A 22,911-nucleotide genomic window follows, 5' to 3' on the forward strand; every position below is an offset into this window, starting at 1 on the left:
GGATGCGCGGAATCCTATACGCCGCACCAATCGAACTTGAAGCCTCCGGCAACGGGGGCTTTTCTTTTTTGGAAGCCATGCATGGATTCGAACCTCGGTCGAGGCGCGAGCAGCATAATCACCACATCGTAAAATTTTTTCAAATTGTCGCTTGACCCGTCGGGGCCTCGCGTGCATAATAATCCGTGCGTTGCGGCGTTACCTCAGCTGGATAGAGGGTCTGACTACGAATCAGAACGTCATAGGTTCGAATCCTATACGCCGCACCAATTGAGCTTAAAGCCTCCGGCAACGGGGGCTTTTCTTTTACGCCGCCATTCGACCCCAGACACTCGACTGGAATCGTGCGCCTCCGCCCGCGGGAGACTATTTCTTATCGACTCGTGTAAGATTCCGAGTAGATGTCGCGGCCCATCCGTGACCACTCCTTCGCTAGACGACCGATCAGGGTGATATTTCGTGGCAGAGCGTCCGACATACAAGCTCAGGTTTCTCGACCCCAAAAAGCGTTTTCCATCGATGCCAGAGCAACCCGCGGGGCGCTCGTATGGTGTTGTCTGGAAAGTTTTTGGCGAGGATCCTAAAGAGTCTTGCTACGTCGTCGAATTCGTAGGCAAAAGCCACATATCGCTTTTGGGCTACGTGAGCGTGTCAGGTGAGGTCTATAAGGTTGACGGCCCTGTTCAGAAAGTGCCATTGCCCAAGAACCCCGACATGAAATTGGTCCTTGACGAGTCCGATTCCAGTGTTGGCGAGATTTTGGTGCGGGGAGCCAACGGTGCAATGCGCGCTTGCGCGCGAACGGCCGGCTCTCCCGAAGGGCCCATGCGTGAGCAGTCCGACCACGAGACATGGAATTCGAGCCGTGCTCTCCCTTATGGCGAGTTTATGGCCTCGATGTTCTTGCGCTACGTGATATTTGCCGACCCCAAAAACGCCCTTGCGAACACGGTACCTGTCTACGAGCTCGATGAGGGTATAAAAAACACCGCCAACAAGATCAAACTCGTAAAGTTGCCCGAGCCGGTCGAGGTGTTTTTGGGCTTTAACACGGCACCGCTCCCCGATGCTATCGAGACGCTGCTCTACCGCGTTGACCATGCCGATAATCCGAGCGGTATCGAGCGTTATGCCGCCGCCCTTATGAGCGAGGTCGATTTGCCCCGACTGCGCACCATCGCTGCCAAGTCAGAGATGGGCCTAGCGCGTATCGACCGCTCAAAGCTGTTCTATCTCAATTTTGATCGTAGCCTGCTGGACCAGGACGAGATTGACATGCTGCTTGCTATCGAGTGTCGTCTTAACCGCCTCTCCGGCATCCTTGAGCGTATTGGGGCCGGATTGGCCCCTGCGGCATCCTCGCCGAGCCTTGAGGGCTGCGCGCTCTTTGACCTATGGCATATCAGCAAGACGACAAACGACGTTCCTCGCCTGCTCGAAACGCTGTCGAATGACAACCCGTGGGCCAAACCGGGGACGGTTGCGTGCCAGCCGGGTGGCGAGTGGGACGTTCGCACCCGCTTTGCACGTATCGTAGAAGCACTCAACGTGGTCACGCGGCTCGACTACACCTATCGAGCGAACGTCGCCGAGGGCATCATGCTGGTTCGATTTGGCCGCACGGTTGTCGATGCTATGCCGCAGCGCGAATACGATGCTCAAGATGATGCCTGGCGCGAGGTGGATGAGCCTAAGCGCGCAGCATGGGCCGCGGAGCACGACGCGCGCGTGGCGCTCACGCTGGCAGCGGCTTGCTTTGCTGCCGGTGCCAGCATTACGCGCTGCTACGTTCAGATTGCGGCTCCCGATGGCGAACAGGGTGAGCGCATTGTTGCAACATATTCCTTTGGGCGTGCGGCCTATCTGGCCAATTGCGTTCCCGCCGCTAAGAATTTTGAAAGCATGGATATGGATGATATGCCGTGCAAGCGCATGCTTGAGGCATATGAGTCGGACGCGCCGGATGCGATTGAGCCCGCTGAGGTTCATGCTCGCCCGCGTGACGACCACCGTTCGCTGCCGCCGGCGTTGCGCGACCTGCTGCTTGCCGATACGGCTGATGAGCTTGAGGTTATGGAGGAGGGCGATGACCCGTATGTGGCGCGCGTCGCTGAGTTGCGCGAGCGGGCAAAAGTCGACCGCGCGGGTGCGTTTGAGGGCTTTTCCCGTCTTGTTGAGGAGCTGGAGGCCAAGTGCGCCGTTGCCGAGCTTTTGGCGACAGGACCGGTCCAGACGCTGTTTTGCGACAACCAACTGGTGCGTATGGTGCTGCCGGTAATGGAGGAAGACCGCTCCCTTCGTATTTTGCGCGCTCCCGATGCGCTGTACTTTGCCCAGCATGAGATTTGCAGCTTTTACGCCGATCAGGAGGATTTTGAGCGGGCATTGCCCGAGGTGCGTCATCTTTACGATCTGGCGCGCTCATCCATGCAATCACACTTTGCACTCATCAACGTGCTGGCGCGTCTGGAGCGCTATGACGAGGTCATTGAGGTGGCGCGCCACGGCCTGCGCATTGCCAGTGACCGTTCCGCAATCGGCTACCTGTTCTATCGCCTAGCGTTTGCCTACTGGAACTGCGATCAGCTCGAGCTGGCGTTGGCGTGCTACCGCTTGGTACCGCGCGGTGAGGAGCCGGGTAGCAACGCACTGGAGGAAATGCAGGGCCTTATGAACGAGATGGGTGTCAATGAGCCACCGACGTTCGAGGAAGCGGTTGAGGCCATCAGTAAGGCCGGGCTCGAACTGCCGCCGGTGCCTGCCGTGTCCAACCAGCTGGCAGACGCTGCTGTGCAGCTGGTCGATAACGGTTTCTTTTTCCTGGCACGCGTCTGCATCTTCCAAATGTGGCGCACGATGGGAAACGATGAGCTCGGCTCCCTCAGCCGGTCGTTGGGATAGGGGTTTGATTTATGGGGGAGGAAAGCCTGCCGGCCAATTATCAAAATTTCCCCTTGCCCGGATTCGAGTGTTTGGTTACTATGGAACGGCTGTTACGGAGAGCTGACCGAGAGGCCGAAGGTGCTCGCCTGCTAAGCGAGTATGCCCCAAAAGGGCATCTGGGGTTCGAATCCCCAGCTCTCCGCCAGTACGAATTTGAAAAAGGGCTCCGTAAGGGGCCCTTTTTGATATGGAGAACGTTAGCTGGGGATTCGAACCCGAGAGGGCACGGGCGTTAAGCAAACGCGAAAGCGTTTGTCGCCCGTGGGCGAAAAGCCGCTAGGCTTTGAAGCCGGAGGGCATGCGTAGCATGCCCGGACATCCCCAGCTCTCCGCCAGTACGAATTTGAAGAAGGGCTCCGTAAGGGGCCCTTTTTGGTATGGAGAACGTTAGCTGGGGATTCGAAACCTCAAAAAATGAGGCGCCCCGTTGGACGCCTCATTTGGTTCGATGTGATAACGCTTTGGCCCTACACCTCAGGAGCCTTGGCTACGGTCTCGCTCTCGGCTGTGAGCGGGCGGTTGTCGATGCGGCGGCCCAGGCGGTCGAGCTTCACGAGCAGCCACTCGATGGGATTGGGCCCCGTTCCTTCCTCGTCGGCAACCAGGTCCATGACGGCAATCTTGGTGCCGTCCTGCTTAAGCGTAACGCTGCCCACCTTATCGCCAACATGCACCGTGCCCGAAAGGTCATCGTAGCTAACCTTTTCGGTCACTTCGCCGGCGAGTGAGAACACCGTTGCCTGCGCGGTGGGGTCGGCAAGCGTGGCGTCGATCGTTTTGTCTGTCCAGTCGGTTTGACTGACACGTGCCATCAGCGGATTTCCGTTGGCGGTCTTCTTTTGCGTATTGGCGATTTCGACCGTTACCTTGTGGTCGTAATACCAACTAGCAAGTGTGGCCGTATCGGCAAAACGCTGGTCGGTGGTGCTGGAGTTCAAGACAACGGTATAGATCTCGTCGCCATCGCGATCGTAGGCGCTTGCAAAGCAGTATCCGGCATCGTCGGTGGTGCCGGTCTTACCGCCGATATTGCCGTCTTGGTCCAATAAAACATTGTGCGTATCCATGGAATGCGAATGATCGGAGCCGTCGGCGCCCGTCACTTCGATCCAGGGATCTTTGCTCGCCATGACTTCGCGAATCGTGTCGTCCTTCATGGCCTCTTGCATCATCAATGCCACATCGTGTGCGGTTGAATGCATATCGCCGGCCCATTCGTCAAAATCCAGCCCGTGCGGGTTCTCGAAGAGCGTTCCCGTGCAGCCGAGCTTCTTGGCCCGCTCGTTCATGGCTTTTACAAACGTAGCGACGGCATCTTTGGTCTTGGGGTCAAGTTTTTTGCCCACGTGTTCGGCAAGCGCGATGGCGGCGTCGTTGCCCGAGGGGATCATCAGGCCGCGCAGCGCTTGCTCGACGGTGAGCTCGTCGCCTTCGAGGAGTCCCGCGGTCGAGTTGCCTACGGTTGCCGCCGCGTTGCTCACGGTGACTTTCTCGTCCATTTTGCAGTTCTCGACCGCGAGGATTGCAGTCATGACCTTGGTGATCGAGGCGATTTTGACTTGCTCGTCGGCGCTACGGGCATAGTAGGCGGTGCCGTTTTTACCCATGACAAACGCATTGGAGGCATCGATATCGGGCAGGTCTTCGGCTGCAATGCCGCGTGCATCGGCGGCTTTGCCGCAGATGTTATCGGTCGTGAGCACTTGGGCGCCGGCGACGGACGGAATGCCGGCGACAAGGGTGACGGCGCAGGCAAGGCCAACGGTCAGCTGCGCGGAACGCTTTACAAGAGGGGTGAGATGCTTCACTGATTTCGCTTTCGACGGGATGGTCTCCTTTGGCTCTAGAGTATATCGTTTGCCGGCTGTGCCGCTTGGGGTTTGGCGCGTGCGGTTTATCTTCGTGTCTGAGCGGACGCTTGGGTGTGCACGGTCGATATGATTGCCCGTCGCGTATCGAGGAGGTCCTTACAAACACTTGACAATACGCTCACGCATATATGAGCTGCGATTTTTACTATCGATACTGCTGATTTGATATCGATGTGGAGGTATGCGGTATGACGGCTGCTGCGGCTGTGGGGCCCACGGAGCTCGAGGAGCTAATGGAAGCGCAGGCCGAGGCCGCGCATGAGCGCGAAATTGGAGATGCGACTCGCCCCACGGCAGAGGACCTTGCCACCTCGCCGACGCGCATCGATGTCGAGGGCCTCGACCTGTTCTATGGCGATCACCACGCGCTTAAGGATGTGTCCATCAAGATCCGCGACAAGCAGATTACCTCGTTTATCGGTCCTTCGGGCTGCGGCAAGTCGACGTTGCTGCGTTGCTTTAACCGCATGAACGACGGCATCAAGGACTGCCGCATCGAGGGCAAGATTGCGCTCGATGGTCAAGATATCCTGGGCGATTACGACATCTGCCGCCTTCGCCAGCGCGTGGGCATGGTGTTCCAGCGCCCCAACCCGTTTCCCATGAGCATCTACGACAACGTCGCCTATGGCCCCCGCGGTATGGGTGTGCGCGATCGCGCTGTGCTGGATGAGCTGGTCGAGGATTCCCTGCGCCGCGCTGCCCTGTGGGACGAAGTCAAGGACAAACTCAAGGAGTCTGGTCTGGGGCTTTCGGGCGGACAGCAGCAACGTTTGTGCATCGCCCGTGCGCTTGCCGTGCGGCCCGATATTCTGTTGATGGACGAGCCGACCTCGGCACTCGATCCCGTGTCGACGCTCGTGGTGGAGCAGCTGGCCTGCGAGCTCAAAGAGACCTGCACGCTCGTGGTCGTTACACACAATATGCAGCAGGCGGCGCGCATATCCGATTCCGTCGCGTTTTTCTTGCTAGGCGAGTTGGTGGAGCACGCGCCCACCGCTCAGCTTTTCAAAAATCCTACCGACCCGCGTACGGCGGATTATTTGACGGGACGTTTTGGCTGATACCATCTAGTAAAGGTACCTTTAGGATTAAGATGCGGTCATGCCGACCGCAAAGGGGTTCAACATGATCTATTACGTCGAGGACGATGACAACATCAGGGATTTGACGGTCTATGCGCTGCGCAAGCAGGGGATCGAGGCCGAAGGCTTTTCGTGCGACGGTGAGTTTAAGGCTGCCGTGGCGCGACGGGTGCCCGATGCCGTGCTGCTCGATATCATGCTGCCCGATACCGATGGCTTGGCGATTATGCGTCGCCTGCGTGCCGATCGCCTGACGGAGACGGTGCCCATCATGATGCTTACCGCCAAGGATACCGAGCTCGACAAGGTGATGGCGCTCGATGGCGGTGCCGACGATTATCTGACTAAGCCGTTTTCGCTCATGGAGCTTGCGAGCCGCTGCCGCGCACTGCTGCGTCGCGGCGGCATGGTCAAGCAGGCGAGCGATGTGCTCAGCGTGGGCGATATCGTGCTTTCGCCCAGCCATCGCGAGGTGACCGTTGCCGGCGAGCCGCTTAAGCTCACCCTGCGCGAGTTCGACCTGCTCGAGTACCTCATGCGCAAGCCCGGCGTGGTCTTTACCCGCGAGTCGTTGCTGCAGAGCGTGTGGGGCTGGGACTTCGACGGCGGTTCGCGCACCGTTGACGTGCACGTGCAGACGCTTCGCCAAAAACTGGGCGAGCATGCCAGCGCCATCGAGACCGTGCGCGGCGTGGGCTACCGCTTGGCCGAGCCTTCTGCCGGTGACGGTGCCGAAGGTGACGACACCGCGGCCACCGCATCGGAGGAGTAACCCGTGGTCTTCGCCCCCCAGGGAAAACATACGCTGTCGCACCGCGTTTTTGTGACGATCTTTGTTTGCGCCATGGCGGTTATCGTGGCGTTTACGGTGCTGGGTGCGTTCTTTGTGCAAAACACCTTGGCGGATGCCACGAGTGCCAATCTGGCGCAGGAAACCGAGCTCATTGCTGCCGCCCTCGACGAACAGCAGGAGCCCATCCCGTTCTTGCGTAGTCTCGATCGCGAGGACTTGCGCATTACGCTGATTAACAAGGATGGATCGGTTGCCTACGACAACGAGGCGTCGCCTTCCTCACTGCCCAACCATGGCGATCGCCCCGAGGTCATCGAGGCCTTTGAGAGTGGTTTGGGTTCCGCGGAGCGCGCAAGCTCTACGCTCGACGAGATTATGCTGTATCGCGCCGTCGCCCTTGATAACGGCCAGGTTGTCCGCTTGGCGCAAGCCCAGCCTGGCGTTGCGGCGATTTTGCTGTCGATGGTGGCGCCGATGCTGCTTATCGCAGCAGCGGGTGCAGTACTCTCGTTTTTTATGGCGCGCCGCGAGTCCCGTGCAATCATCGCGCCGTTGCAAGAGGTGGATTTGGACCACCCACGCCGTAGCTATGAGCACGCCTATGCCGAGATGGTCCCCATGCTTGAGCGTATCGAGTCGCAGCGCCAGGAACTCAAGCGCCAAATGGCGGTGCTAGCGGACAACGACCGAATGCGCCGCGAGTTCACGGCCAATATCACTCATGAGCTCAAGACCCCGCTTACCGCGATTTCGGGCTATGCCGAGCTTATTGCAAACGGCATGGTTGAGGGCGAGGACGACTTGCGCAACTTTGGTGGCCGCATCTATCGCGAGGCGGGCCGCCTGGCAGCGCTCGTCAACGACATTCTTACGCTTTCCAACTTGGACGAGGCGGAGCGAGCATCCGAGGGCGAGGCGGTGCCCATTGGGTCCACAGAACCCATCGAGCTCTCTCGCGCCATTTTGACGGTGGAACAGCGTCTTGAGCAAGTTGCCCGGCAGTCGAATGTGACCATTGGGCACGAGACGAAGCCCATGGTGATCGAAGGCGTGCCGCGCCTGATTGACGAGCTGATCTACAACCTTGCAAGCAACGCCATTCGCTACAACCGACCTGGCGGTACGGTCACGCTGCGCTGCGGGACCAATGACGAGGGTCATCCGTACCTGTCTGTTGCCGATACGGGTATCGGTATTGCGCCCGAGGAGCAGGGTAAAGTGTTCGAGCGTTTTTATCGCGTGGACAAGAGTCGCTCTAAGGCGCGTGGCGGAACCGGCCTGGGTTTGGCGATCGTCAAACACGCCGCTCTGTACCATCATGCCAATATCGACCTGTCGAGTGAGCCGGGAGTGGGGACAACCATCACGGTGACGTTTCCCGCACAGCAGAAAGAGCCGTTTGCATAGCGCTTGGCCGCTGGCCTTGATGTAAACGCCGCATCGGGGTTGCCGGTGCGGCGTTATTGTTGCGCAAGATTGTTATAAGCGCTGTAGCTTATGTATAGAGTTTGGACATGGGAAAAAGATGCGATAACAAATGGACAGTTTTGTCAATACGAACTCGGGAACTGAAAGGCACGCTGCATGGCCCTTCTCGAATTGTTCCAGCTGCTTAAAAAGCATCTCAAGCTGGTCATTACCCTTCCGGTGGTCTGTGCGATCGTCATGGGTATCGCGTCCTTTGCCATGATGGACAATACCTACACCGCCACGACGAGCATGTACATTCTCGCTAAGACCGACGGCGGTCAGATGAGCTATAACGACCTTTCGGCGAGCCAGATGCTTTCCAACGATATCGCCACGCTGCTCGACAGCGATAGCGTTAAGAGCGGTGCCGCCAAGGATCTGGGCCTTTCCGATTTGGATGATTACAAGATTGCCGTTTCGTCCGAGACTACGACGCGCGTCATTACGCTTTCGGTGACGGGTGCCGATGCCAAGGAGACGGCCAAGGTTGCAAGGGCAATGGCCAACTCGGTAAGCACGGTCGCCCAGAATGTTGGCGCCGCCCAGAGCATTAACGTGGTCGATGAAGCCAAGACCCCTGAGTCTCCGAGCGGCCCCAAGCGCTTGCTGTATGTTGCCGTTGCGTTCCTTGCCGGCGTCTTTATCGCAATTGCCTACGTTGTTTTGGCAGATATACTCAACATGCGTATCTGCGGTGCCGAAGAGGCAGAAGAGCTCCTGGGTATTCCCGTTGTTGGCCGAATTCCGGCTATGAAAGGTGGTAAATAGGCATGGCTAAGGCGAAGAACACCGATAAAGGGGCCGCCTTGGATATCCAACTTAAGACAGGTTGCTTTGAGGACGCGGCGCTGGTGCGCCGCGCCGTTTTTATGGACGAACAAGGCTATGAAAACGAGTTTGACCAGATTGACGAGGACCCGGGCTGCATCCATGTGACGCTGTATGTGGATGGCCAACTCACCGGCTGCTCGCGCGTGTTTCCCGAGGAGCTGGAGCGCGCGGCAGATGCGGAGGCTCCGGTGCCACCGGCGTGCGACTTGGACGAAGGCGTCGCCGCGGGGGAGACCTACATTATGGGGCGCGTCGCCGTGCTGCCGGCTATGCGTCGTCGCGGATTGGCAAGCGCGATCGTCGAGGCCAGCGATACATGCGCACGCGATGCTGGCGCTAGACTAATTAAGCTGCACGCGCAGGAATACGTGTTGCCGCTCTATGAAAAGGCTGGCTACACACAAATTGCCCCGGTTGACTACGAAGACGAGGGCCAGCCCCATGCCTGGATGGCCAAGCGCGTAGATGGCAGATAGGGACGTTCCTTTTCTGTCGACAGTTGGGGACACTCCTCGGCAATTGGCGCATCGGAGTGCTCGGACATACAGTTTTTCGATTCCGCATGTATATATGCGCGCTAATGGGTTATAAAATCTAAGTCTGAACATAGCAGGTCTGCGATACGGCTCGGGTAACCGGGCTGTTTTTGCGGACGGGGGTAGCGCGAAAGGACTGCACATGCGTCAATTTAAGACCGAGAGCAAAAAGTTGCTCGACCTCATGATCAACTCCATCTACACCAACAAGGAAATCTTCCTGCGCGAGCTTATTTCTAACGCGAGCGACGCCGTCGACAAGCTCAACTTTAAGAGCCTGCAGGATCCGAGCGTCAAGCTCGACCAGGGCGACCTGGCTATTCGCGTCTCCTTTGATAAAGACGCCCGCACCATTACCATCTCGGATAACGGCATTGGCATGACCGCCGAGGAGCTCGAGCGCAACCTGGGCACCATCGCCCATTCCGGCTCCGAGGAGTTTAAGACCGAGAACGCCGAGCAGCAGGGTTCGGATGTCGACATCATCGGTCAGTTTGGCGTGGGCTTCTACTCGGCCTTTATGGTCGCCAGCCACGTGAAGGTGGTCAGCCGCGCTTATGGCGAGGATGTCGCCCATGTGTGGGAATCCGACGGTCTTGAGGGCTATACCATCGAGGACGGCGAGCGCGCCGAGCACGGCACCGATGTCATCCTGACGCTGCGCGAGAACGAGAAACTCGACGCCGATGGCGAGGCCGAGACCTACGATCGCTTCCTGACCGAGTGGGGCCTCAAGAGCCTGATTCAGCAGTACAGCAACTATGTGCGCTACCCGATCCAAATGATGGTCTCCAAGAGCCGCCAGAAGCCCAAGCCCGAGGACGCGCCGGAGGATTACAAGCCCGAGTACGAGGACTACCAGGAGCTCGAGACCGTTAACTCCATGACGCCCATCTGGAAGAAGCGCAGCTCCGATGTTGAGCAGAAGGACTATGACGAGTTCTACAAGTCTACGTTCCACGACTTTGACGATCCTGCGCGCACCATCAGCTTCCACGCCGAGGGTACGCTCGAGTACGACGCCCTGCTGTTTGTGCCGGGCCGCGCGCCGTTCGATTTGTACAGCAAGGACTACGAGAAGGGCCTGGCGCTCTACAGCTCCAACGTCCTGATCATGGAGAAGTGCGACGACCTGCTTCCCGACTACTATAACTTTGTCCGCGGTGTCGTGGATTCCGCCGACGTGTCGCTCAACATCTCGCGCGAGACGCTGCAGCAGAACCGTCAGCTCAAGGCCATCGCCAAGCGTGTGGAAAAGAAGATTACCGCCGACCTTGAGGATATGCGTGACAACGACCGCGAGGCCTACGAGAAGTTCTTTGAGAACTTTGGCCGTGGCCTTAAGTACGGCATCTATTCGAGCTATGGCATGAAGGCCGATGAGCTCGCCGACTTGCTGCTGTTCTGGTCTGCCAAGGAGCAGAAGATGATTACCCTGGCCGAGTATGCCAAGGGCATGCCCGAAGATCAGAAGGCCATCTACTACGCCGCCGGCGACTCGCGTGAGCGCTTGACCAAGATGCCCGTGGTAAAGGGCGTACTCGACCGCGGCTATGACGTGCTGCTGCTGACGCAGGATGTGGATGAGTTCACGTTCCAGGCTATGCGTGAGTACGTTGCCGTCGATATGCCCAAGATCTACGAGGACGACGCTGCCCGCGAGGCTGCCGAGAAGGCTGTTGCCGACGGTGCCGAGCCCGAGGTCGAGGATCGTCACCTGGAGCTCAAGAATGTCGCTACCGGCGATCTTGACCTGGCGACCGAGGACGAGAAGAAGGAGGCCGAGGACGCAACTAAGGAGAACGAGGACCTCTTTAGCGCCATGAAGGAGGCACTCGGTGACAAGGTCGAGAAGGTCGCTGTCTCTGCGCGCCTGACCGATGCTCCCGCGTGCATCACCACCGAGGGTCCGCTTTCGCTCGAGATGGAGAAGGTGCTTCAGAAGGGTCCCGAGGGTGCGCCCGACGGTATGCCCAAGAGCCAGCGTGTGCTCGAGCTCAACGCCAAGCACCCGGTCTTTGCCAAGCTCGTCGCTGCTCAGAAGGCGGGCGACGCCGACAAGATCAAGCAGTACTCCGGCCTGCTCTATGACCAGGCCCTGCTCGTCGAGGGTATTTTGCCCGAGGACCCCGTTGCCTTCGCGGCGGCTGTCTGCGAGCTTATGTAACTTAAGTTACGCGGTTCTACGAACCGCGTAACGGCTCGACGCTACCCTCAGTTCCGCCGTTCTAACGAACGGCGGACCGGTCGACGCTGCGCGGGCACCAGAGCGACAACTTGTCATTCAAAGAGGACGGCATGACCAGAAGGTCTATGCCGTCCTCTTTTCATGCCAATTTGTTCGCTCTGGTGCCCGCTCGCTGGCATTGCCAAAACATCGACGTTACCGTGGTCCAAACTAGTCATTGGGGACGTTCTTGTTTGACTGGTCGTTTAAGAACGTCCCCAATGACTAGTTGGGTTGCTAATTTGTGCGGGTTGTGGTTTTGTGACCTGCTGAAATTTAAGATACTGTACAACTGTACGTTAACTCATCTTCGTAGTATATTGCTACCCGCAAAACTCAATACCATTGTGCCCTGAGACGCTAAAGCGCCTTCGTACAATGGTTATCGATAGTACGATTCGATTCAACGACAGGATGGATGGTCCAAGCGTGAGTCTCGGCAGCAAACTATCCGATGCAAAGGTTTCCTTTGCAATCTTTAAGCGCGACATCAAGCGATTGATCGTGAACCCCGTCGCCCTGGTGGTTACCCTCGGCGTGTGCGTTATTCCCTCGCTGTATGCCTGGTACAACATCGTTGCCAACTGGGATCCGTACGGAAACACCCAGGGTATCAAGATTGCCATCGCCAACAACGATCAGGGCACCCAAAACGACTTGGTGGGCGAGCTCAACGCGGGCGATAAGGTCGTCGATCAGCTCAAGGAGAACGATCGGCTGGGCTGGACCTTCGTCGATTCGGCGGCCGATGCCAAAGAGGGCGTTGAGAGCGGTGAGTACTATGCGGCCATCTTAATCCCCAAGAACTTCTCGGATAACCTGGTTTCGATGCTCGACGGCAACTACCATCAGCCCAAGCTTACGTACTACGTCAATGAGAAGAAGAGCGCTATTGCGCCGAAGGTTACCGACACCGGTGCAAGCACCATCGAGGAGCAGATCAACTCGGAATTTGTCTCCACGGCGGGCGAGACCGTTGCCGGTATCGCCAAGGATGCCGGAGTCGATTTAAAGGACAAGGCAACCCAGACCCAGGATTCGCTGGCAAGTTCGGTGTCCGAAGCATCCGATACCTTGGGCGAAGTACGCGATTCCATTGGCGACATGAACACCGCCATCGACAAGACAAGCAGCTCGATTGCTTCGGCCGATGCTGCGTTGGCGGGCCTGCAGGGACAGGCGCCTTCGCTAACGCAGGCAATCGCTCAGGGTAATGATCTGCTGGGCGAAGCTCGCACCACGGCTGGCAAGTCCATCACCTCGCTTTCCAAGGCGCTCTCGGAGGGCAGCGCCGCGTTGAGCAAGACATCGGTTTCTGCGAACGCCGCGGTCGGAAAGATGACGGGTGCTTTGACGTCCACAACCACCCGCATCTACAACTCGCTCGAATCGCTTCAGGCGACGATCGACCATAACAAGACTCTTATCGAGAGTCTGCAGAAGCTGGCCGACAGCGCGCCGACGGGCTCGGAAGAAGTTAATGCGCTGATCGCGTCTGCGATTGATATGCTTCGAGGGCAAAATGAGAGCCTTCAGGCCGTCAAGAATAATCTCTCCGATCAGTTAGAATATATTGACGATGACGCTACGGCGGTTTCGTTCGCCAGCGATGCTATCGATAAAGCGATCAAAACCGGTACGACCAACATGAATCAGGCTCAGACGGATCTGGGGCAGAACGTGCTGCCGAAGGCCTCGAGCGCGCTTGATTCATTTGCCGCCGTCTCGGGTGATCTGACGGGAATCGTGTCTGGCCTCACGCCTACTATTGCAAGCGCGCGCGGTACACTTTCGCAACTCAACGCTACGCTCGGTCAGGCCAAGACCACGCTGTCCCAGACCGATGCCTCGCTTGCCAAGGTTCAGGACAAGCTCGCGACCGCCGCCAATGACATTGCGGCGCTGCAGACCTCTGAGTCTATGGGCGAGTTGGCCGACCTCATGGACGTCGACGTCGATGACGTGGCAGATTTCATGGCATCTCCGGTTGAGCTGACGTCCAAGTCAATCTATCCGGTCAAGAGCTTTGGCTCGGGCATCGCGCCCTTCTACACCAATCTGGCGCTGTGGGTAGGCGGCTATGTGCTCATCGCCATCTACAAGCTCGAGGTCGACCGCGAGGGCATCGGTAGCTTTACGGCGCGTCAGGGCTACTTTGGCCGCTGGCTGCTGCTGGTGATCCTGGGCGCGTTCCAGGCCATTATCGTTACGGTAGGCGATCTGGTGATTGGCGTGCAGTGCGTCAGCCCGCTGCTGTTCGTGCTGGGCGGCATCGCCATTTCGTTCACCTACGTCAATATCATCTATGCGCTGTCCACCACGTTTAAGCATATCGGCAAGGCGATCGGCGTCATTCTGGTTATCGTGCAGATTCCGGGCTCGTCGGGCATGTACCCCATCGAAATGATGCCCGGCTTCTTCCAGTGGCTGCATCCGCTGCTGCCCTTCACCTATGGCATCAACCTGCTGCGCGAGACCGTCGGCGGCATGTATTCGTTCAACTACCTGTTTAACCTGTGCATTCTGGGCGTGTTCTTGATCGTGGCGCTCTTTATCGGTCTGCAGCTGCGCCCGTTGCTGCTCAACCTCAATCTGCTCTTTGATAAGCAGCTTTCCACGACGGGCCTCATGATCTGCGAGTCCAACGACCTGCCGCGCCAGCGCTATTCGCTGCGCACGGCCATGCGCGTCATGCTCGATTCGGATTCGTACCGTCGCGAACTGCTCGATCATGCGGTCGCCTTTGAACATCGCTACCCGTACTACATCAAGGGCGGTTTTGCCGCCGTGGTAGGCGTGCAGGTCCTGCTCTTTGTCCTGTCGACGGTGCTCGATATCGACAATAACGGCAAGATCATCCTGCTTGTCATTTGGATCATCTCGGTTATTGCCATCTGCGGCTGGCTTATCAATATCGAATATATCCGCGCGAGCCTCAATACCCAGATGCGTATCTCGGCGCTTTCGGACGAGGACCTGCGCCGCGAGATGCGCGAGCACACGGCTGCCATCCCCGCCGCCCGTCGCATGTTTGGTCTCAACGCCAGCGAGCGGGGCACCAAGGACAGCGAACAGCCCACGAGCCGTCTGCCGCATATCGGTGCGCATCGTAAGGCTCAAGATGCCGACGGCGTTGACAACGTAAACGGAAACGACGGGGACACCACCCCGCTCGGCAAGCACTCTAAAGGAGGTGAGGCATAAATGAAAAACATCCTGCACCTGTTTAAGCGCGATGTCCAAAACGTGTCTCGCTCCGTGATCGGCATGGTCGTCGTGATGGGCCTCATTATCGTGCCGTGCCTGTACGCGTGGTTTAACATCGCCGGCAGCTGGGATCCGTACGGCAACACCGGCAATCTTAAGATTGCCGTGGTCAACACCGACGAGGGCTACGAGAGCGATCTGATTCCCGTCGAGGTTAACGTGGGCGAAAACGTAACCGCCACCCTGCGCGGCAACGAGAACTTCGACTGGGTTGTCCTCAACGACCGCGATAAGGCGATCGAGGGCGTTAAGTCGGGCGCGTACTACGCTGCCGTCGTTATCCCTCAAACGTTTAGCGCCGACATGATGACGCTTTTCTCGACTGAGGTGAAGCACGCCGATATCGAGTTTTACGAGAACCAGAAGGCCAACGCCATCGCGCAGATCGTGACCGAGAAGGGCTCGAGCGCCGTCCAGAGCCAAGTCAATGAGACCTTTACCAAGACCATCACGACCATCGGCCTTAAGACGGTGTCCAGCCTGCTCGATTACATGAGCACCGACCAGGTGAGCAACTTTATCGCCAACCTGTCCTCGACGCTTGGCGATTCGGTCCAGGACTTGCAGGACATTCAGGCCAGTGCAACGTCGCTTGCGGGCATTTTGAGCTCCACGTCCGATTCGCTGACGTCGGCGAGCGGTATGCTCAAGCAGTCCGGATCGACCGAGGAGTCGGTGAAGCAGCTCATGCAGCATGCCGAGAGCGGTATTGCCGATTCCGAGCAAGCGCTCAAGTCCGCCAGCGATGCGATCGATGCCGCTATTGATGGGGGCGCGGGTTCGTTCGATAACGTTTCCACCGAGCTCGAAAAGGCATTCGACGCTGCAAACAAGCATGTCAATCTTACGGTGTCTCAGCTCAAACATGGCGCAGATTCACTCTATAAACGTGCCGACGATATCGATGCGATGGCCGATCAACTCTGCAGCCTTGCCGACCAGGTGAGCGATGAGAATTTGAAGGACGGCCTCAAGTCCGCCGCGACGTCGCTGGGCGGAATCGCCGATGAGTACCGCAACAATGCGAAGGACCTGACGGCGACCGAGGAGTCTCTCTCCGACAGCATGGCCAAGGTCATCAACTCGCGTGCCGAGGTCGACCAGGCCATCGCCGATGCCAAGGCCGGCATCGCGGGCGCCAAATCCGATTACGATTCCACGTTCTCGGTTAAGGCCAAGGAGCTCAAGAAGACCGTCTCGGGCATTCTAGACTCGCTCGATGGTATCTCGGGCGATCTGGATAGCGCCGTAGATGGCCTGACCGACGCATCCGGTTCGCTGTCAAAGGGCCTCTCCAAGGCTGCAAAGCTGGTCAACAAGGCTTCCGATCAGCTGGGCGAGGCGTCGGACAAGATCGGCGCGTTTAAGGACGAGCTCGACGGTGCCCTTATGTCTGATGATCTAGCCACGATCAAGACGATGATCGGCAACGACCCCGAGGGCCTCGCCGCGTCGCTTTCCGGCCCCGTTGCGCTCGATCGCAAGCCGGTCTATCCGATCCGCAACTACGGTTCGGCCATGGCACCGTTCTACACGATTCTGTCGCTCTGGGTTGGCTCGATCGTACTGGCAGCCATGATGAAGGTCTCGGTCGACGATGAGCTCATCAACGAGCTCATCCCCGTACGCCTGCACGAGATCTACCTGGGTCGTTACCTGTTCTTTGGCGGTTTGGCTCTGCTGCAGGCAACGCTCGTGTGCGCGGGCGACATCCTGTTCTTTGGCATTCAGTGCGACAACCCACTGCAGTTTGTGCTAGCGGGCTGGATCGCGAGTCTCGTGTTCTCCAATATCGTCTACACGCTTACGGTTTCGTTTGGCGATATCGGCAAGGCGCTCGCTGTCGTGCTGTTGGTCATGCAGGTCGGTGGTTCGGGCGGCACATTCCCCATCGAGATGACCGGCCCCGTGTTCCAGGCGATCTATCCGTTCCTGCCGTTTACCCATGGCATCAACGCCATGCATGCCGCCATGGCTGGCGCCTACCATATGGAGTACTGGGTTGAGCTGGGTATTCTGGCGAGCTATCTGATTCCGTCGCTGGCCCTGGGTGTGGTCTTCCGTCGTCCAGTCATCAAAGCCAACGACTGGATTATCGAAAAGCTGGAGAGTACAAAACTAATCTAGCGCAACAATGTGAACGCTGACATTGCCGGAGCTTCGAGGCTTTTCTGTTCGATACTTTAGTGGGCTGAATTGCGTGAGCTGCTTGATTGTTGCTACAGTTGCGGGACGTGCCGGGGGTCCGGCGCGTCCCGTTTTTATTTGACCATGAGGCGGCATGCGGTCGCGCGCGTGCGGACACCACGCCCAGACCGAGCGCGAGGATGCCCTATGGCCCATCATGCCGTTATTGAAATCGAAAATATGCCCGATAGCCCTGTAGCCCGCGAAGACCTGGGTGCCGGCGGTGCCTCTCGCGGTGCCGGTGCGCGCTCGCCGCTGTTCTGGAAGGTCTTGCTGCTTTCGATAGCGGTCATCTGGGGCTATTCCTTTACCACCATGAAGGACGCGCTCGATACCATTCCGGTGTTCGAGCTGCTCTACATTCGCTTTCTTCCGGCGTCGCTGGTCATGCTTGCCGTCTTCCACAAGCGCATTGTTGCCCATTTCAACGCTCGAAATCTGATTGTTGGACTTGGCATGGGCGCGCTCATGTGGGGTGCCTACGGTTTGCAGACGATTGGCCTGGCGCAGACCACGGCAGGCAAAAGCGCGTTTTTGACGGGCACGTACTGCATCTTGGTTCCGTTTGCGAGCTATGTCCTAAGCGGCGAAAAACTTACCCGTTACAACTTGGGTGCCGCGTTGCTGTGTCTGGCGGGCATTGGCTTGGTGGCGCTTGATAGCGTCGAGTTCAATGCCGGCGATGTTATTACGCTGGGCGGCGCGGTCTTCTTTGCCATCCAGATGGCGGTGGCCGCTAAGTACGGTCGCAAGATGGACATCAACGTCATCACGTTTTGGATGTTTGCGGGCAACGGTGTGCTGTGCCTGATCTCTTCGCTGCCGTTCGAGACCCAGGCGCCTTTATCCGTGTGGACGCCGAGCTTTATTGGCGTGATGGCATTTCTCTCGGTGGGCTGCACATGCGTGGGTTTGCTCATCCAAAACGTGGGTTTGGCGCATGTCCCGGCCTCGACGGGCTCACTACTGCTTTCGATGGAGTCGCCATCGGGCGTGCTGTTCTCGGTGCTGCTGATGGGGGAGGTGCTCACCTCGCGTTTGCTTGCCGGCTTTGCGCTCATCTTCCTGTCGATTATCTTGAGCGAGACGCACTTTGACTTTTTGCGTAAAAAGCCGCGAGCGCGTTTGTAAACAATCTGTTGCGCCGTCCCTCTGGGGCGGCGTTTTTTATGTGTCGCCTTTAAAGTTATGCCCTGCACTTTAGAGTATGAAAGTGCTTGCTGCTAAAACTTTACTGGAGGGCATCTATGGCACCAGCTCTGTCCGATTTCCAACCACAACCAGCGCTTCAGACCTCAGCGGCGGCGCAAGCCGCCATTGGCGACGGTCTGGTCAAAGAGGCTCAGGCTTTTGCCGATGAGCTTGCCGCATGGCGTCACGACCTGCATCGGATGCCCGAACTCGGTAACGATCTCCCACAGACCTCTGCGTATATCCAAGCGCGCCTGAACGAGATGGACATCCCATTTTCCACGCTCGTCGATGGTTCCTGCGTTGTGGGCCTTGTCGGTGCCGGTGCCGCCGCGGCCCAGGGCAATGGCGTCTGCACGGACGAACAGGCCGGTACGGTCGTTATGCTGCGCGGCGACATGGATGCCCTGCCCGTTGTCGAGGAATCCGGCGAGCCCTTTGCATCTACCAATGGCTGCATGCATGCTTGCGGTCATGATATGCACGCGACGGCGCTGCTTGGTGCGGCGCGCCTGCTCAAGGCTCGCGAGGCCGCGCTTGTCGACGCCAATGCCACCGTCAAGCTGTTGTTCCAGCCGGGCGAGGAGACCTTTGAGGGGGCACGTGCTGCCATCGCCGACGGCTTGCTCGAGAACCCGCGTCCTCAGGCGGCTTTTGCCATGCATGTCAACGGCCAGTCGCCGCTTGGCCTGGTGCTCTACGGCAGCCCGGCGCTTTCGGGCGTGTACGGTTTCCGCATCACGCTGCAGGGCAAGGGCGGCCACGGTTCGAGCCCCGAGATCTGCATCGACCCCATCACGGCAGGCGTGCATGTGCACCTGGCGCTCCAGGAGCTTATCGCTCGCGAGGTGCCGGCGGCCAAGGAGGTCGCGCTCACCGTGGGTAAGTTTGCCGGTGGCCAAGCGGCCAATGTGATTCCCGACACCTGCGTGCTCGAGGGAACATTGCGCGGCTTTGACGTTGAGCTCATGGAGCACCTCAAGACCCGCATTGCGGAGGTCGTCAAAGGCGTTGCCACGACTTATCGTACGCCGGCGACTATCGAGACGCTCTCGGATGTTCCCCCGCTCGTGCTCGATGACGATATGACCCAGGCTTCGCTTGGCTATGTGGGTGCGACGTTGCCCAAGGCCGCCTTCCTGCCGCTGTTCCATGCCATGGCGAGCGAGGACTTTGCGCTTATCTCGAGCGAGATACCGAGCGCGTACTTTACGTTCGGTGCGGCTGTGACCGATACGGACGAGCACTTTGCCCAGCACCATCCCAAGGCACGCTTTAGCGATGCCGAGTTGCCGCTCGGCGCCGCGGCTTATGCGGCGGTCGCCCTGGGCTATATCGCCGACCACAAGGAGTAATCCATGTCCCAGCAGCATAAATTCTTCCCCGGTTGGCTCGTCGTGGCCTCCGGCTTTGTCATCATGGCCACGTGTTACACGATTTTCGTTAACTGCATGAGCCTGTTTCAGCCGCTTATCGTGAGCGACTTGGGCATTTCCCTTGCTCAGTACAACATCTCCAACGCCATCTCAACCGTGGTGAGCGTTGTCGGCTCGCTTGTCATTGGCCATGTTGCCGACAAAGTGAGCGGTCGCATCTTGGGTTCCCTTACCGTTATCGCCACCTCTGCCGTTCTTGCCGGGATGAGCTTTGTCGGTGAGCTGTGGCAGGTCTACGTGCTCTTTGCCGTCTCGGGCTGCTTTGCCGTCGCCTCGACCCGCCTGCTCATTAGCCTTGTGACCGCCAACTGGTTTACGGCCAAGCGAGGTCTTGCGATCTCCATAGCACTTTCGGGCTCGGGCTTTGGAGGCGCTGTTCTGTCTCCCACCGTGAGCTCGCTTATCGTGAGCGTTGGCTGGCGTTCCGCCTTCCTGGTGCTCGCGGCTATCTGCATGGTGGCGGCGCTGCCCATCACGGCCTATTCCTTCCGCACCAAGCCTTCTGAGATAGGCCTTAAGCCGCTCGGCGAGAACCCGGGCGATCCGTCCGTCTCGACAGCTGGCGACAAGGACGAGCACACGGATCCCGAGGTTAACGTCGGTTGGTCTCGCATCAAGAAGAGCCCGGCGTTTTGGCTGCTTGTCGTCGCCTTCCTCTTTATGGGCCTCGTTAACGGTGCCATCTTGCCCAACCAGGTCACCAACATGACGAGCGTTACCGTCAACGGCGCCAAGATCGTCACGGGCGGTCACGACCCCGTGTGGGCGGGCACTGTGCTTTCGGCCTATATGGTCACCGTCGTTATCGCCAAGATTTCGCTCGGCGTCATTTACGATCGCTTTGGCCTACGTTTTGGCAACGTGTTGGGATCCGTTGCGTGCATTATCGCCTGCGTCGCCCTGTGCTTCCCCGCGACCGATCTTGGTCCCATCGTGGCTGCCGTGAGCTTTGGTGTCGGAACGTGCATGGGCACCATCACGCCCACTATCGCCGCGTCCAAGCAGTTTGGCATGGCCGATCTGGGCAAGGTCACGGGCACCATTACCTCGCTCGAGATGGTCGGCGGCACCGTGGGTGCCATTGTCTCGGGCGTGCTGTTCGATGCCACGGGCTCCTTTGCGAGCACCTGGATCGTGTGCCTGGTGTGTTCTGTGGTCATGCTCGTATTCCTGCTGGCATCCGAGCCCATCGCCGCTAAGCTGCGTGCGAGCGTGGCGGGGGAGTAGACGTCCGTCGCTCTTTTCTGTTCGCCCCGTGTTCTGTCCGTGGCCGCCTTGGAAGCCGAATGGATGCTCGTACCATCATTCGGTTTCCAAGGCGGCCACGGGCATACAAAATGATCCGTTTTCCTCTGTCCCCAACAGATCGTGTGATTCGAAGGGGGGCGGAGGAAAGCGGATCGGCTGCAGCGGCGGCACGTCTGGCCGAACGAGCCCCCATACCCTCGTTCGGTCAGACGCGTCGCCGCGTTTTGTTTTTGTGCCGTATAATGACCACTACCTATGACGCGATACTAAAAGAAAGGTGTTTGCCCATGCAGGCACAGAAGGCGGAGGGAACCCGCGACCTTATCGGCGCCGAGATGCGCGCCTGGCAAAAGATGCAGCGGATTGCTGCCGGCGTGTTCGAGCCGTTTGGCTTTAAGCCCATCGAGACGCCCGCGATCGAGCAGGTGGACGTGTTTGTCCACGGCATCGGCCAGTCGACCGATGTCGTGCGCAAGGAGATGTTCCGCGTGTTTAGCGGCGCCAACCTGGAGCGTGTCTTTACCGAGGGCACCGATGCCAAGCTCAAGCCCAAACAGCGCTTGGCGCTTCGTCCCGAGGGCACTGCCGGCGTGGTGCGCGCCGTCGTGGAGAACAACCTGGTGCCCCAGGGCTCCACGCCGTTTAAGGCCTACTATGCCGAGGCCATGTTCCGCGGCGAGCGCCCCCAGAAGGGCCGCCTGCGTCAGTTCCATCAGGTGGGCATCGAGTGGCTCGGTGCTCCCGATCCGGCTGCGGACGCCGAGTGCATCATTATGCTCATGGAGTTCTACAAGCGTCTGGGCTTCGATCTTTCCAAGCTCCGTCTGCTCATTAACTCGATGGGTGATGCCCAGTGCCGTCCGGCCTATCGCGAGCAGGTCAAGCAGTTCATTCTCGATCACGCCGACGAGATGTGCGACGAGTGCCGCGAGCGCGCCGAGCTCAACCCGCTGCGCGCCTTCGACTGCAAGAACGACCATTGCCGCGAGATCATGGCCGAGGCCCCGCTGATGGGTGACAACCTGTGCGACGAGTGCCGCGAGCACTACGAGCAGGTCAAGCGCTATCTGGATGCCGCCGGCATCGAGTATGTCGAGGATCCCACCCTGGTGCGCGGCCTGGACTACTACACCCGTACCGTCTTTGAGGTCGAGGCCCCCGGCGCCGGCGTCGGCTCCATCGGTGGCGGCGGCCGCTACGACGGCCTGGTCGAGCTCGAGGGCGGCAAGCCCACGGCCGGTGTCGGCTTCGCCGTCGGTTTTGAGCGCGCCCTGCTGGCCCTGCAGGCCTTTGGCAGCGACCTGGGTGCCGATGAGGCTCCGTGTGTCTACGTTGCCAACGCCGGCAAGGAACTGCGTCAGAACGTTTTTGCCATTACGCAGAAGCTTCGTGCCGCAGGCATCGTGACCGAGGCAGACTATCAGGGTCGTTCGCTCAAGGCTCAGTTTAAGCAGGCCGACAAGGTGGGCGCCAAGCTCATTTTGGTCTTGGGCGGCGACGAGCTTGCCGCCGGCAAGGTCAAGGTGCGCGACATGCAGAGCCATGACGAGGTACTGGTCGATCTGGCCAACGTTGTCGAGGCGGTTCGCGAGCGCCTGTAGGGCATCATTTTGAGCTGCGGGTCCGCTAACGCGTCCCGCTCGCGGCGAACGATTGTTACGGGGGTGTTTCGCATTTATGCGGAATGTCCCCGTTTGCATATGCCGCCCACCGAGAAATACGACCATTTGGGGCAAAAAGCCTTGCAATGCAGAAAATACTTTTGTGTGGTAAAGCGCAATCAGTGTCGAAAGTATTTCTCAAGTGCCTATAATGAATACCGCATG

The 22,911-nt window shown here is 58.7% G+C and carries 14 protein-coding genes and 2 tRNA genes; 15 read left to right on the forward strand and 1 reads right to left on the reverse strand.

Features of this window, described 5'->3' with window-relative positions; genetic code table 11:
• Positions 1-192: 192 nt before the first annotated feature.
• From ACTM82_RS07180 to ACTM82_RS07190, 3 genes are all read left to right on the forward strand, one after another.
• Positions 193-269: transfer RNA gene (locus ACTM82_RS07180), tRNA-Arg, on the forward strand.
• 445 nt (positions 270-714) lie between these two features.
• Positions 715-2,901: a hypothetical protein gene (locus ACTM82_RS07185; RefSeq protein WP_441055458.1), complete on the forward strand. Its 2,187-nt coding sequence runs from the start codon at positions 715-717 to the stop codon at positions 2,899-2,901.
• 96 nt (positions 2,902-2,997) lie between these two features.
• A tRNA-Ser gene (locus ACTM82_RS07190) sits at positions 2,998-3,088 on the forward strand.
• A 322-nt stretch (positions 3,089-3,410) separates the two neighbouring features.
• Here ACTM82_RS07190 and ACTM82_RS07195 read toward each other — a convergent pair.
• Positions 3,411-4,751, reverse strand: coding sequence for a D-alanyl-D-alanine carboxypeptidase family protein (locus tag ACTM82_RS07195; protein WP_441055456.1), 1,341 nt, complete (start codon positions 4,749-4,751; stop codon positions 3,411-3,413).
• Between the two features lie 251 nt (positions 4,752-5,002).
• Between ACTM82_RS07195 and pstB the strand changes: the two genes are divergently transcribed.
• The 12 genes from pstB to hisS all read left to right on the forward strand — a co-directional run bounded on the left by pstB (position 5,003) and on the right by hisS (position 22,686).
• On the forward strand, positions 5,003-5,878 hold the full coding sequence (gene pstB, locus ACTM82_RS07200) for a phosphate ABC transporter ATP-binding protein PstB (RefSeq protein ID WP_441032237.1): 876 nt from the start codon (positions 5,003-5,005) through the stop codon (positions 5,876-5,878).
• A 64-nt stretch (positions 5,879-5,942) separates the two neighbouring features.
• A complete protein-coding gene (locus ACTM82_RS07205) occupies positions 5,943-6,671 on the forward strand; it encodes a response regulator transcription factor (protein ID WP_154517679.1) in 729 nt (242 codons plus the stop codon).
• Between the two features lie 3 nt (positions 6,672-6,674).
• A complete protein-coding gene (locus ACTM82_RS07210; RefSeq protein WP_441088532.1) occupies positions 6,675-8,099 on the forward strand; it encodes a sensor histidine kinase in 1,425 nt (474 codons plus the stop codon).
• A 177-nt stretch (positions 8,100-8,276) separates the two neighbouring features.
• The gene (locus ACTM82_RS07215; RefSeq protein WP_441055452.1) at positions 8,277-8,930 is read left to right on the forward strand and encodes a YveK family protein; all 654 of its coding nucleotides are present in this window, start codon (positions 8,277-8,279) and stop codon (positions 8,928-8,930) included.
• A gap of 2 nt (positions 8,931-8,932) precedes the next feature.
• Entirely contained in the window at positions 8,933-9,469 is a 537-nt protein-coding gene (locus ACTM82_RS07220; protein ID WP_427794314.1) for a GNAT family N-acetyltransferase, read from the forward strand.
• 202 nt (positions 9,470-9,671) lie between these two features.
• Positions 9,672-11,696 (forward strand): molecular chaperone HtpG, encoded by a 2,025-nt coding sequence (htpG, locus tag ACTM82_RS07225; protein ID WP_427719038.1) that lies wholly within the window; start codon positions 9,672-9,674, stop codon positions 11,694-11,696.
• Positions 11,697-12,170: 474 nt separating this feature from the next.
• On the forward strand, positions 12,171-14,960 hold the full coding sequence (locus tag ACTM82_RS07230; RefSeq protein ID WP_441055450.1) for a YhgE/Pip family protein: 2,790 nt from the start codon (positions 12,171-12,173) through the stop codon (positions 14,958-14,960).
• Positions 14,961-17,150, forward strand: coding sequence for a YhgE/Pip family protein (locus tag ACTM82_RS07235; protein WP_441055448.1), 2,190 nt, complete (start codon positions 14,961-14,963; stop codon positions 17,148-17,150).
• Between the two features lie 207 nt (positions 17,151-17,357).
• Complete coding sequence (locus ACTM82_RS07240; RefSeq protein WP_441083553.1) at positions 17,358-18,341, forward strand: DMT family transporter; 984 nt, start codon at positions 17,358-17,360, stop codon at positions 18,339-18,341.
• A 116-nt stretch (positions 18,342-18,457) separates the two neighbouring features.
• Positions 18,458-19,756 (forward strand): M20 family metallopeptidase, encoded by a 1,299-nt coding sequence (locus tag ACTM82_RS07245; protein ID WP_441055444.1) that lies wholly within the window; start codon positions 18,458-18,460, stop codon positions 19,754-19,756.
• 3 nt (positions 19,757-19,759) lie between these two features.
• Positions 19,760-21,064: an MFS transporter gene (locus ACTM82_RS07250; protein WP_441055442.1), complete on the forward strand. Its 1,305-nt coding sequence runs from the start codon at positions 19,760-19,762 to the stop codon at positions 21,062-21,064.
• A 308-nt stretch (positions 21,065-21,372) separates the two neighbouring features.
• The gene (hisS, locus tag ACTM82_RS07255) at positions 21,373-22,686 is read left to right on the forward strand and encodes a histidine--tRNA ligase (protein WP_427729192.1); all 1,314 of its coding nucleotides are present in this window, start codon (positions 21,373-21,375) and stop codon (positions 22,684-22,686) included.
• Positions 22,687-22,911: the final 225 nt, after the last annotated feature.

Source organism: Collinsella sp. HCP3S3_E5 (assembly GCF_052067635.1).
Lineage (GTDB): Bacteria > Actinomycetota > Coriobacteriia > Coriobacteriales > Coriobacteriaceae > Collinsella.